The organism is Streptomyces composti, assembly GCF_012034205.1.
GTDB classification, from domain to species: domain Bacteria; phylum Actinomycetota; class Actinomycetes; order Streptomycetales; family Streptomycetaceae; genus Streptomyces; species Streptomyces composti.
In genome coordinates this window covers 235,875-248,171 of record NZ_JAATEM010000002.1, presented here as the reverse complement: position 1 = coordinate 248,171, position 12,297 = coordinate 235,875, and the positions used below count along the sequence as shown (strand labels likewise).

11 protein-coding genes are annotated in these 12,297 nt (G+C 73.7%); 3 read left to right on the top strand and 8 right to left on the bottom strand.

The annotated features are described in order from the left end of the window. Positions 1 to 12: 12 nt before the first annotated feature. A complete protein-coding gene (locus HCJ93_RS02805) occupies positions 13 to 1,230 on the bottom strand; it encodes an ROK family transcriptional regulator (RefSeq protein ID WP_167990753.1) in 1,218 nt (405 codons plus the stop codon). 161 nt (positions 1,231 to 1,391) lie between these two features. On the opposite strand from HCJ93_RS02805, the gene HCJ93_RS02800 reads away from it, so the two are divergent. Next, a complete protein-coding gene (locus tag HCJ93_RS02800) occupies positions 1,392 to 2,597 on the top strand; it encodes an MFS transporter (RefSeq protein WP_167990751.1) in 1,206 nt (401 codons plus the stop codon). Here HCJ93_RS02800 and HCJ93_RS02795 read toward each other — a convergent pair. Then, complete coding sequence (locus HCJ93_RS02795; RefSeq protein ID WP_167990749.1) at positions 2,557 to 3,015, bottom strand: acyl-CoA thioesterase; 459 nt, start codon at positions 3,013 to 3,015, stop codon at positions 2,557 to 2,559. The genes HCJ93_RS02800 and HCJ93_RS02795 overlap by 41 nt on opposite strands. 129 nt (positions 3,016 to 3,144) lie before the next feature. On the opposite strand from HCJ93_RS02795, the gene HCJ93_RS02790 reads away from it, so the two are divergent. Beyond that, the gene (locus tag HCJ93_RS02790) at positions 3,145 to 4,539 is read left to right on the top strand and encodes a uracil-xanthine permease family protein (protein WP_167990747.1); all 1,395 of its coding nucleotides are present in this window, start codon (positions 3,145 to 3,147) and stop codon (positions 4,537 to 4,539) included. Here the strand turns inward: HCJ93_RS02790 and HCJ93_RS02785 are convergent. Next, on the bottom strand, positions 4,521 to 5,636 hold the full coding sequence (locus tag HCJ93_RS02785) for a glycoside hydrolase family 6 protein (RefSeq protein ID WP_167990836.1): 1,116 nt from the start codon (positions 5,634 to 5,636) through the stop codon (positions 4,521 to 4,523). The genes HCJ93_RS02790 and HCJ93_RS02785 overlap by 19 nt on opposite strands. Before the next feature lie 172 nt (positions 5,637 to 5,808). Between HCJ93_RS02785 and HCJ93_RS02780 the strand changes: the two genes are divergently transcribed. After that, positions 5,809 to 6,495 (top strand): DUF5995 family protein, encoded by a 687-nt coding sequence (locus tag HCJ93_RS02780; RefSeq protein WP_167990746.1) that lies wholly within the window; start codon positions 5,809 to 5,811, stop codon positions 6,493 to 6,495. A gap of 29 nt (positions 6,496 to 6,524) precedes the next feature. Here HCJ93_RS02780 and HCJ93_RS02775 read toward each other — a convergent pair whose 3' ends face one another. The 5 genes from HCJ93_RS02775 to HCJ93_RS02755 form a co-directional block, all read right to left on the bottom strand. After that, a complete protein-coding gene (locus HCJ93_RS02775) occupies positions 6,525 to 8,222 on the bottom strand; it encodes a flavin monoamine oxidase family protein (protein WP_167990744.1) in 1,698 nt (565 codons plus the stop codon). A gap of 56 nt (positions 8,223 to 8,278) precedes the next feature. Continuing rightward, positions 8,279 to 9,067 carry a carbon-nitrogen hydrolase family protein gene (locus tag HCJ93_RS02770; protein ID WP_167990742.1) on the bottom strand — a complete coding sequence of 263 codons (789 nt, stop codon included), beginning with the start codon at positions 9,065 to 9,067 and terminating at the stop codon, positions 8,279 to 8,281. Positions 9,068 to 9,340: 273 nt separating this feature from the next. Further along, positions 9,341 to 10,576, bottom strand: coding sequence for an MFS transporter (locus HCJ93_RS02765; protein ID WP_167990740.1), 1,236 nt, complete (start codon positions 10,574 to 10,576; stop codon positions 9,341 to 9,343). Between the two features lie 332 nt (positions 10,577 to 10,908). After that, positions 10,909 to 11,607, bottom strand: coding sequence for a hypothetical protein (locus HCJ93_RS02760; protein ID WP_167990738.1), 699 nt, complete (start codon positions 11,605 to 11,607; stop codon positions 10,909 to 10,911). A gap of 232 nt (positions 11,608 to 11,839) precedes the next feature. Next, positions 11,840 to 12,292 carry an Lrp/AsnC family transcriptional regulator gene (locus HCJ93_RS02755; RefSeq protein ID WP_095748338.1) on the bottom strand — a complete coding sequence of 151 codons (453 nt, stop codon included), beginning with the start codon at positions 12,290 to 12,292 and terminating at the stop codon, positions 11,840 to 11,842. Between the last annotated feature and the right edge of the window lie 5 nt (positions 12,293 to 12,297).

The following is a 12,297-nucleotide window of genomic DNA, read 5'->3' as shown; positions in this document are numbered from 1 at the left end:
GGCGCTGCCGGGTCAGCCCGCTGCCGCCGGCGCGCCGAACAGTTCGTCCTGGGCGCGGTCGCGGACGGTCAGCAGTGCGCCCCGCAGCACGGCCGCACCCCCCAGGGCGCTGGGCCGCACCTCGGTGGGCAGCGGTGACATGGAGCCGAGCCGCCGCTCCACCCGGCGGGCCAGCTCCTCTCCCCCGGCCTGCCCGATCTCCCCGCCGAGCACCACGCACCCCGGGTCCAGCAGTGCGACGGCGGCCGCGGCGCCGACGGCCACCCGGTGGGCGACGGCGTCGAGGAAGTCCGCCGCGGCGGCTGACGCGGCGTCGTCGGACTCCGGCGTGTCCAGCGCCCGTACGGCCGCCCGTACCGCTCCGGCCGCCGGCGGGTCCGCGTCCGGCTCCGGTGCGACACCGTGCCGTGCCGCGAGCTGCGCGAGGGCGGGCGCTCCCACCAGGGAGTAGAAGCCCCCGCCGCAGTCCGTGGCGGTGGGCAGGCCGCCGGTGCCGGGGACCGGGAGGAAGCCGATCTCGCCGGTGCCGCCCGAGGCGCCCCGGCGCAGCGCGCCGTCCAGGATCACGGCGGCTCCGGTGCCGTGCCCCAGCCACAGCAGGACGAAGGTGTCGCGGTCACGGGCGGCGCCGTCGCGCTGCTCGGCGAGGGCGGCGAGGTTGGTCTCGTTCTCCACGCTGACGCGGGCCCCGGGCAGCCGTTCCTGGAGGGCGGTCACCAGCCGGCGGTGCCAGGCGGGGAGCTTGGAGGTGTCCCGCAGCTCGCCGGTCGCCGGGTCGATCAGGCCGGGGGCGCCGATGCCCACGCTGTGCAGCCGGTCCGCCCCTGCCTCCTTCAGAGCCCGCTCGACCAGGGCCACCGCCTGCTCCACGGCCGGGTCCGTGCCGTCCTCCCCGGTGATCGGCACGGAGGCCTCGGCGAGCACCTCGCCCGCCAGATCGCTGACCACCACGGCGACGCCCTCGGTGCGCACATCGAGCGCGGCCAGGTGGGCGCGGTCGCCGACGAGGCCGTAGAGCTTGGCGTTGGGTCCGCGCCGCTGCGCCCCCGCCTCTCCCACGACCGCGACGAGTCCGGCGGCGGTGAGGCGGTCGATCAGGTCGGCCACGGTGGGCCGGGACAGTCCGGTGAGCTGCTTGAGCTGCGCTGCCGTCAGCGGACCCCGCTCCTGGAGGAGGCCCAGTGCGAGCCGGTCGTTGATGGCTCGGGCGGTGCTGGGGGATGCGGGCATGCCGGGATCCTAGCCGGAAAACCGCTTATCTTTCAGGCAGGGTTCCTGATAGTTTACGGCGGCGCCGCGCGGAACAGGGCCGCGGCGCGCGTACGCGCCGAGCCGGAGCGCCGGTGCGGGCGCACGGATCCGGAGAACGGCGATCAGGAGGGGCGGGGACGATGAGTGCGGTGACATACCAGCAGCGCGAGGTGAAACGGGCGCGGTACGCCGTGGCCGCCGTGTTCGCCGTGCACGGTGCCGTGACCGGATCGTTCGCGACACGGGTCCCCTGGATCCAGGATCACGCCGGGGTGAGCGCGGGCGGGCTCGGTATCGCCCTCGCCTTCCCGGCGATCGGCGCCTCGCTGGCGATGCCGCTGGCCGGGCGCATCAGCCACCGCTTCGGCGCCCGCAACGCCCTGCGCGGTCTGATCGCCCTGTGGACGCTGGCGCTGATCCTGCCGTCGCTCGCGCCGGGCATGGCGGCTCTCTGCCTCGCCCTGTTCGTCTTCGGGGCCACGGCCGGCATGGCCGACGTGGCCATGAACGCCCTCGGTGTGGAGGTGGAGAACCGCCTCGACCGGTCGATCATGTCGGGGCTGCACGGCATGTGGAGCGCGGGCGCGCTGACCGGCTCGGCGGCAGGCACACTGGCCGCGCACCTCGGGACGGACGCCCGCCTGCACCATGCGCTGACCGCCGCGGTGCTGACCGCGACGGGGGTCGGTGCCTGCGCCTGGGTGCTGGATCTGCAGCCCGCCGCGGAGGAGGAGCCCCCGCCGCGGTTCGCGCTGCCGCCGCGCTCGGCGCTGCTGATCGGCGCGATCGGGTTCTGCGCGGTGTTCGCGGAGGGCGCCAGCCTGGACTGGTCGGCGGTCTTCCTGCGCGACGAGCTGGGCACCTCGGCCGGTCTCGCCGCCGCCTGCACCACCGGCTTCACCCTCACCATGGCGATCGCCCGGATCGCCGGGGACCGGGTGGTGGACCGCTTCGGCGCGGTGCGCACGGTCCGCGTCAGCGGCATCGTCGCGGTGGCCGGCGGACTGCTGATCGTGCTGGCGGAGCACCCCGCGGCGGCGATGACCGGGTTCGCGCTGACGGGGCTCGGGATCGCGGTGGTGGTGCCGCTGTGCTTCGCCGCGGCGGGCCGCAGCGGCTCCAACCCGAGCCTGGCGATCGCCGGTGTCGCGACGATCACCTACACCTCGGGGCTCATCGCCCCCGGCGTCATCGGCCTGCTGGCCCAGGCGACCAGCCTGGTGGTGTCGTTCACGGTGGTCACCGTGCTCTCCTGCGGCGTCGCCTCGCTCGCGGGCGTGCTGCGCGCCGGGGACCGCCCGAAGGTCACACGTCCGGGTGCAGCAGTTCCCGAGCCGCGGCCCTGAAGGCGTCGCTCCAGGGCGCCGGGCGCAGCGTGGCGGCGTCGAGGCGCACCAGCACCCGGCTGCCCCGGGCGTAGGTGACCGTGCCGTCCGCCGAGCAGAAGCGGAAGCCGTAGGTGAGGCCGGTGGTGCCGAGCCGGTCCAGCCACAGATGGACGGCGTAGTCACCGGTGCGGGTGACCGGCGCCTCGTAGGTGATCCGCAGTTCCTTGACCGCGTTGCAGGCATCGCCCGCCGCCGCCCAGTCGCCCTCGAAGCGGATGCCGTTGTCCTGCCACAGCTCGGTCCAGGCCCGCTCGACCAGCAGCGGGTAGCGGGCGTTGTGCAGCAGGCCCAGCGCGTCCAGGTCGTCGAAGTGGACGGTCACGGGGATCAGCCGGCCGTACGTCAGGACGGGGGCGGGCGGGGCTTCGGCGGTCACGGGTGGTCTCCTGGGTGAGGGCCTTGCGGTGGAACGTTCAACCACTCCATCCTAAGCAGGCGCTCAGCACCCCCTGGGACCAGGGACAATGGTCGGCGCCCACTGCCCCACGACGAAAGCGACCCCCTCATGGATCTCGGCGTCCGCTGGAAACTGCACGGCGACGGACGCACCCCGGCTCCCGGTGCCGTCGTCCGCCCGGACGAACGGCTCTCCTGGCCCCGTACCGCGGGCCTCGGCGCACAGCACGTGGTCGCGATGTTCGGAGCGTCCTTCGTGGCGCCCGTGCTCATGGGTCTCGACCCCAACCTCGCGATCATGATGTCGGGCGTCGCGACCATGGTGTTCCTGCTGGCCACCCGCGGCCGGGTGCCGAGCTACCTCGGCTGCTCGCTGTCCTTCGTCGGGGTCGCCGCCGTCATCCGGGCCGACGGGGGCTCCAGCGCCACGGTGACCGGCGCCGTGCTGGTGGTCGGGGTCGCGCTGTTCCTCGCCGGCCTGGCCGTGCAGCGCTTCGGGGCACGGATCATCCACGCCGCGATGCCGCCGATCGTCACCGGCGCCGTCGTCATGCTGATCGGCTTCAACCTGGCCCCGGTGACGGCCACCACCTACTGGCCGCAGGACCAGTGGACGGCGCTGCTCGTGATGCTGTTCACCGGTCTGGCCGTGGTCTGCCTGCGCGGCTTCTGGTCCCGTGTCGCGATCTTCCTGGGACTGGTCTTCGGCTACGGGCTCTCCTGGGCCCTGGACCGGATCTTCGGGAAGATCCACTCGGTGGACGGCAGCGGCAAGGTCACCGACCACTGGCGCCTGGACCTCTCCGCGGTCGGCCAGGCCGACTGGATCGGACTGCCCTCGGTGCACGCCCCGTCCTTCGAGTGGTCGGCGATCCTGGTCGCGCTCCCGGTGGTCATCGCGCTGATCGCGGAGAACGCCGGCCACGTCAAGGCGGTCGGCGAGATGACCGGCGACCCGCTGGACGACAAGCTGGGCACCGCGATCTCCGCCGACGGCATCGGCTCGGTGCTGTCCACCGCGGCCGGCGGCCCGCCCACCACCACCTACTCCGAGAACATCGGCGTGATGGCCGCGACCCGCGTCTACTCCACGGCCGCCTACTGGGCCGCCGCCTGCTTCGCCCTGCTGTTCGGCCTGTGCCCCAAGTTCGGCGCGGTCGTGGCGGCGATCCCCGGCGGCGTGCTCGGCGGGATCACCGTCATCCTCTACGGCATGATCGGCCTGCTCGGTGCCCAGATCTGGATCAACGCCGGAGTGGACCTGCGCAATCCGCTGAACCTGGTGCCGGCCGCCGCGGGCATCATCATCGGCGTCGGCAACGTCTCCCTGGAGATCACCGACACCTTCTCGCTGAGCGGCATCGCGCTGGGCACCATCGTCGTCATCACCGGCTACCACGCGCTGCGCGCCTTCGCGCCCGCCCACCTCAAGCAGCAGCGCCCGCTGCTCGACGAGGGCACCAGCAGCTACGACGAGAGCGGCTCTCAGCGCGCCAGCTCATAGGCGTAGGACGGGGTGAAGGTGCCCGGCGCTCCCCGGCAGCCGTCGGACTCGCCGGGCAGCTTGACCCACAGGTAGGCGTCGATGCGCGGCTCGCCGGTGCTGAGCGTCGGGGCGCGGCCGAGCTTACGGCCCGCCGGGTCGCACCACTCGCCGTCCTGCGGGGCGCCCGCGCCGTTGCGGCTGGTGTCGATGACCGCGCCGAGGCTCGACGGGCCGCCGAGGGCGGCGAGCACCGCCCGGTTGTGGGCGATCTCGTCGGCGGTGCTGTGGAAGTTGGAGACGTTGCTGAAGATGCCGTCGGAGGAGGCGGTGGAGGCGGCACCGGCCTGCCGCAGCCAGCCGGCCTGCTTGGCCGGGGAGTTCCAGCCGGAGTGCCCGGCGTCGTAGTAGACCCGCGCCCGCGGATTGGCGCTCTTGATCACGCGTCCGGCGCGGGCCAGCGAGGCGAAGCGGTCGGCACGCCGGCCGGCGGAGAGGCACTCGGCCTGGGCGACCGAGTCGGGTTCGAGGATGACGATGACCTCACCGCTGCCGAGACCGGCGGCGAACTTGTCGATCCAGGCGTCGTAGGCGCCGAGGTCCGGTGCCCCGCCCTGGGAGTGGCCGCCGCAGTCGCGGTCGGGTATCGCGTACGGCACAAGCACCGGCACCCGGCCCTGGGCGGCGCCGCCCGCGGTGACCGAGCGGACCCGGGAGGTGACGGTGCCCGGAGAGTAGTCGGCGAACCAGACGGCCGCCGGCCGGCTGGCTATGCGCTCCTTGATGACGGGCTGCCGCGGGTCGCCGGGATGGGCCCGTACCCAGTCCAGGACCCGGGACTGCGGGTGCAGGTACAGCCGGGTGGAGGCGGGCGCGGAACGCGGCTTCGGCTCGGTCCTCTTCGGGCTCGGCCCGGGGCTCGCCGTCTTCTTCGGGGCCTTGGGCGAGGGCGAGGCGGACGGCGACGGGGAGGCCGACGGCCGGTGCGGGTGCGGGACCAGCAGCGGCGACGAGGTCACCTCGGGCCGGGCCTCGTCGGAACCCCGCTCCTCCCCCAGGGCGGACATCATCCCCGCCGTGGCGCCGACGGCGACCACGACGGAGGCCGCCACGGCCATCGTGCCGCGCCGGGCGGCGCGTCTGCGCTCGGCCTTCCGCGCGGCCAGGCGCTGCGCACGCGAGCCTGACACCGTACTGCTCCCCTCCCCCGCGGCGGGCGCGTTCCCCCGTTCCGGGGAAGCCCCCGGCCCGCCGCCACTGCCTCCACCCTAAAGGTGGGACTCTGCGCTCATGGCGCAACCCGAGCAAGTCCTCACCCCCGTGGACAGGGTCGTCTCCCGTATGCGCGCCCTGGACGCCGCCCTGCCCGAACGGGACGGGGTCGCCGTGTTCAACCGCGTCTACCTCGCCGTGACGGAGGAGGTGGACCGGCACATCGACGCGGGCCGGTTCGCCGACCCGCGAGCGGCGATCACCCTGGACGAGCTGTTCGCCCGCCGCTATCTGGACGCCGTCGCCCCGGCATCCGACGACCGGCGTCCGCCGGCCTGCTGGAGCCCGCTGCTGCAGTTCCGCCGCCATCCCGGCGTACGTCCCCTGCAGTTCGCGCTGGCGGGCATCAATGCGCACATCGGCCACGATCTGGCGCTGGCCGTGGTGGACAGCTGCCGTACGCTCGGCTGCGAACCCGTCCAGCTGGAGGACGAGTTCGACCAGGTGGGCGAGATGCTGGTGGCGCTGGAGGAGCGGATCCGCGAGGAGCTGATGCCCGGCCCGGACGTGCTGCAGCTCGCCGACCCGCTGACCCATCTGCTCGGCGCCTGGAGCCTGGAAAGGGCCCGGGACGCCGCATGGACGGCGGCCCGGGCCCTGTGGGCACTTCGGCATCTGCCGGACGTGGCCGAGGAATTCACGGTCCGGCTCGACAGGGCGGTCGGCTTCGCCGGCCGCATCCTGCTCACCCCGCTGCCGGACTGAGAGGTCCGGTCCGGTCCGGGCCCCGGGACTCAGTCCTCGGGGAGCTCCACCGGGGCGATCTCGTCGTAGAGGTCGCCCGGTCCGGGGTTGGACGGGTCGGTCTCGCCGCCGAAGTGGTGCATCACGCCCCAGACGGCGTTGAGTGCGGTCTGCACGGCGCCCTCGGCCCAGCCGGCCGTCCAGGAGATGTCGTCGCCGGCGAGGAAGATGCCCCGCTTGTCCTCGGGCAGCCGGTCCTGCATGAAGTGGGTGAACAGGCGCCGCTGGTAGCGGTAGTGCCCGGGCAGGTTGGCCTTGAACGCGCCCATGAAGTAGGGCTCGTTCTCCCAGGAGACGGTCACCGGGCTGCCGATGATGTGCTTGCGGATGTCGACCTTGGGGTAGATCTCGCCGAGCGACTTCAGCATGACCTCCATCCGCTCGTTCGCGGACAGCGGCAGCCACTTCAGGCTGTCGTCGCACCAGGTGTAGGACAGGCAGATCACGGCGGGCTTGTCCGGCCCGTTGTCCAGCAGATAGGTGCCGCGGGTCATGCGGTCGGTGAGCGTCATCGACATCACGTCCCGACCGGTCTCCTCGTCCTTGTCCAGCCAGAACGGCCGGTCCACCGGCACGAAGAGCTTCGAGGACTCCATGTAGTGGGTGCGCTCGATCGCGGTCCAGTGGTCGATCGGGAAGAGCGAGTCGTCGCAGTCGATCTTGGACAGCAGCATCCAGGACTGGGCGGTGAAGATGGCCGCCTTGTAGGTCCGGATGTCGCCGTCGGCGTCGGTCACGGTGATCCGGTTGCCGGCGGTGCGGTGCAGCCGGGTCACGGCCGGGCGGGGCTTGCCGTCCACGTGCAGCGACTTCAGCGAGGTGCCGTACGGCCAGTGGACGATCTTCTCCGGCTCGCGCTCCCACAGGCGCAGCGGCAGCTGCTGGGAGCCGCCGACGATGCCCCGGTGGTGGTCGTCGGCCTCGGTGTAGACGACGCGCAGGATCTCCAGGATGGAGTTGGGGAAGTCGGTGTCCCAGCCGCCGGTGCCGAAGCCGACCTGGCCGAAGATCTCGCGGTGCCGGAAGGACTTGAAGGCCTCGGAGTCGCAGAGGAAGCCGTAGAAGGTCTGGTTGTCGAGCTTCTCCACCAGGCGGGACCAGATCTCCCGGATGCGCTTGACGTCGCGCTCGCGGATGGCCCGGTTCATGTCGGAGAAGTCCGCGCCTTCCTCCAGGCACTTGTTCCACGCCTCGGCGACGTCCCGGTAGACCTGCGGCAGGTCGTCGATGGTCTCGGCGTAGTGGGTCTCGCCCTTGAGGTCGACCACGGTCGACGGGGTCGCGTCGGCCAGCGGGTTGGGGAACGGACGGGTCTCGAGCCCCACCAGGTCGATGTAGTGCTGCAGGGCGGTGGAGGACGGCGGGAAGCGCATCGCGCCCATCTCGGCGGTCAGCTCCGGGTCGCAGCCGTCGAAGCCGACGGTGCGCAGCCGGCCGCCGATCTGGTCGGCCTCGTAGACGACGGGCTTGAGGCCCATCTTCATCAGCTCGTACGCCGCGACGATGCCGGACAGACCGCCGCCGATGACGGCGACCTCGGTACCGTGCTCGGTCGCGGGTATCTGCCCGAGACCGGCCGGGTGGGCGAGGTAGTCGTCGTAGGCGTAGGGGAAGTCCGGGCCGAACATGGTGATCGGCGGCTGCTGCTCGCCGGTGTGCTCGACGGCGTTGGGCACCGTGGACGTCATGGGGTACGGACTCCTTGCAGGTGACGTTCGAGAAGTTCGAGACGAGGGGGGGAGGTTCAGGCGAGGGACCCGTACAGACCGGGGCGGCGGTCCTTCAGATACGGGTTCTGCTCGCGGGAGGCGGCGAGCAGGACGGGGTCGGCGTCGGCGAGGAGGAGTTCCTCCGTGCGGCCGGCCCGGGCGCGGGCGACGCCGTCGGGCCCGGCGAGGACGGACAGGCCCACGAACTCGAACTCGCCCTCGGGGCCGACCCGGTTGACGTAGGCGACGTACATCTGGTTCTCGAAGGCCCGCACCGGCACCACCGACTCCGCGACGAACTGGAAGGGGTGCATCTGGGCGGTGGGCACCAGCAGCAGGTCGGTCCCGGCGAGGGCGTGGGCCCGGACGTTCTCCGGGAACTCCACGTCGTAGCAGATCAGCAGACCGACGGTGAGGCCGTTCAGCCCGGCCTGGACGACCTGCTGCTCGCCCGGGGTGAAGTGGTCGCGCTCGAAGCAGCCGAACAGGTGCGTCTTGCGGTAGTTCGCCAGCCGGGTGCCGTCGGCGGAGATCAGCTGCACGGAGTTGAAGACGGCCTCGCCGTCCCGCTCGGGGTAGGCGTAGGCGATCGCCAGCCGGTTCCGGGCCGCGATCCCGGCGACCGCGTCGGCGGCGTCGCCGTCGGCGGGCTCGGCGAGGCGGGCGATGTCGTCGCCGATGGCGTAACCGGTGAGGAACATCTCGGAGGTCACCAGCAGCCCGGCGCCCGCCGCCGCGGCACGGTCCGCGGCCTCGCCGAGGACCTTGAGGTTCTCGGCGACGGCTCCGGGACGTCCGGAGCTCTGGAGCAGGGCGGTGCGCATGGGTCGTCCTCACCGGTACGCGGGGGTTTGCGGGGTCACCAAAGAAGGTACGGTCGGCCGGCTCGGCCGGACAAGGAGAAGCCGTTGCGCGCCGGTGAGCAGATCGTTGCGTGCACCACGGGGTTCGCGTCGATTCGTTGCGCGGTGCGGACAGAGGGGTCGCGGGGGCCGGCCGGCGGCTCCTTCGCAGGTCGCGGGCGGGGACCGGCCGGCCTCCGCGAGATCGGCGAGCAGGACGCGCAGGACGGTGAGTCATCCGGTTGCCGTCCGGTATCACCTGCCTGCCGGTGGGAATCGGCGGCCCCGCCACGGGACGCGCCGCCCGGACCGCGATGGCCTCACCAGCACGAGCAGCACCGCCGTCAGCAGATACGGCAGGGCGAAGACGGTGAAGGCCGTGCCGTGGTCGCCGTGCGCGGCGACCAGCGCGTATCCGCCGAACACCGTGATCGTGGCGACCTCGGTGCCCAGCCCCGCGACCGAGGTGAGGGTGGCCCGCCCGCTGTCCTCGATGCGCCGCTGCAGCCGCACGTCGGCCAGCACGGTCGCCGCCTGGAAACCGCCGAAGGCGACGGCGACGAGCAGCAGTCCGGCCGGGCTGCCGGCCGCCGCACCGGCCGCCAGGGCGAGTCCCGCTCCGGCCAGCAGCGCCGCGAGGCCGCGGACGCCCAGGCCCTCACCCCGCTCCGCCAGCAGGCTTCCCGCGGTGGCACCGGTCCAGATCAGCAGCAGCAGGTAGGGCACGGCCGCGTCGGCGACCCCCGTCTCCCGCACCAGCAGCGGCGTGTACTCGTCCAGGGCGCCCCACACCGCGCCCACGGCCGGGACGAGCAGCAGCGCACCGCGCACCGAGCGGTCGGCGCGGGCCTGTGCGAGTCCGGCACGGAGGGGCGCCGTCCAGCCCTCCCGGCCGGCCTCCGGAGTGCGGTGCTCGGGGAAGCGGGCCGCCACGGCCGCGGTGGCCAGGCACACCAGCACACTGGCGGCACCCACCGCGGTGTGTCCTCCCAGGGCGAGGACCGGCCCCGCCAGTCCCATCGCCGCCATCACCGCGACCAGCCCGGCCGCGCGGGCCCGGCCCATCACCCGGGCGTAGCGGTCGGCGGCGCCGAGGTGCTCCAGCTCGTCGTAGACCAGCGCCTCCAGGGCGCCGGAGGCCAGGGCCCCGCCGGTGCCCCACAGCACGAAGCCCAGCGCGAAGGCGCCGTAGGACGGCCAGAGCACCCACAGGGCGAAGCCGGCGGCGGTGAGCAGCGGACCGAGCCACAGCAGCAGCCGGCGCGAGACCGCGTCGGCCCAGGCACCGGAGGGCACTTCGAGCAGCACGGTGGTCAGCGACCACAGGGCGAACAGCGAGGAGATCTGCCAGACGGCGAGCCCGGTGTCGCTGAACAGCAGCACGTACACCGGGTAGAGCAGGACGAAGTCTTCGAGGAACGCGTAGCCGTACAGCGTGCCGGTCAGCCGCCGGACGCGGAGATCGGGCACGCGCGCGGGCGTGAAAGTCATGAGGCCTTCCCGAGGGGGCGGTTCGGTCACCGGACGCTTCTTGGCGCACGGCGGCCGTGGCGGCCCTCGGGAGGCGGGGCGGTGGGATCAATGTCGCCGGATCATGTCACCGATGGTAGACGCCGGCGGCGCCCGGCGGGAGGGCTCGAGGGCCGCGCGGTGACGGCCCCGGCGGCAGCAGCACGTTCCCGCTGTGCCTGAGCCGCTGCCAGGGCGGCCGGTGTCCGTCGATCGCGGTGAGGCAGCGGTGCCGGTGCGGCAGGGGCGCCCGGGTCCGCCGCGGGCCGGCTCCTCCGGTGGGCGGCGGTCGTGCGGCCAGGGGTCCCGGCGCATCAGGACGCCTCGGCCGCCGGCGGATCGGGGGATTCGGGGGCGCTGGGGTCCGCGGAAGGAGCCGAGGTGCCGGGCGCCGCCGTGTCGTCCGGCGGGGCGGACGGCGGCGTGGGGGCCTCGGGCTCGGGGGCGGGTGGCTCGGGTGCCGGAGGGTCCGGCGCGGATGGAGCGGGCGGGTCGTCACCGGGGTCCGGGGCCGCCGGGGGTTCGGGGCCGGTGGACGGGGCGCCGGGTGCCGGTGCGGCGGGAGCGGACGGTCCGCCGGCCGGCGCAGCATCCTCCGGCGACGGCGACGGCGCCGCCGGGGCGGCGGGCAGCGGGGTCCCGGCGGAGCCGGACGGCGCCGGGAGCGCGGCTCCTGCTGCGCCGGACGGTGCCAGGAGCAGCGGCAGGGCGGCGCCGGCCGGGAGGGTGAGCGGTGCGGGTGGCATCCCGGCAGCGGAGTCGGCGCCGGGGCCCTGCCGCAGGCCCGGCACCAGCTCCTCACCGGGCGGCCAGGGGGCCGCGCCGGAGCTGTCCCGGCCCGGTGCGTCGGCGCCGGTCTCGGGCAGGGGCGGAAGCATCGCGCCGGGGGCGAACGGCGTCGCGCCCAGCACGCTGAGTCCCAGCACCGCCAGGTACGCGGCGGCGAGGCCGGCGAGCCCGTATCCGCCGCGGCGGACGATCCGTGCCCGGCGGCCGGAGGAGTCGACGAACACGGGAGTGCCGGCATCGGCCTGCGCTCGCGCCCGTACCTCCGCCTTGCCAACACACCCTGAGTGTCCGGAATGCACGGTTTGCGGCATGTGGTCAGGCTACGACTGGCACGGTCCCGCGGGAACTCCCCCTGGAGAACTCGCCGCGCCCCGCCGTCACCGGTGGCGGCCGGGTGTGCGACCGCGCCCTGCCCCCACCGGCACGGTCGCTCAAGGGCCTGGAAGGGGCCTCGGCTCAGGTCGGAGAGCCGGAGGAGAACCGGCGCAGCAGCGGCGAGAGCACCAGAACGGACTTGGTCCGCTCCACGAACGGCTCCCCCGCGATGCGCTCCAGGACCCGCTCGAAGTGCCGCATGTCGGAGGCGAAGACCTGGGCGATGGCGTCCGCGTCCCCCGTGACGGTGGACGCGGCCACCACCTCCTGGTAGCGCTCCAGGCCCCGCTGGATGGTCTCCGGCGAGGTGTTGCTGCGGCAGTAGATCTCGACGAATCCCTCGGTCTCCCAGCCGAGGGCGGCCGGGTCCACACGGACGGTGAAGCCGGTGATGGCCCCGGTGGCCCGCAGCCGGTCCACGCGCCGCTTGACGGCGGGCGCGGACAGACCGACGAGCTGGCCGATGTCCGCGTAGGAACGGCGGGCGTCCTCGGCAAGGGCGTGCACGATGCGTTCGTCGAGATCGTTCAGCACTGTGG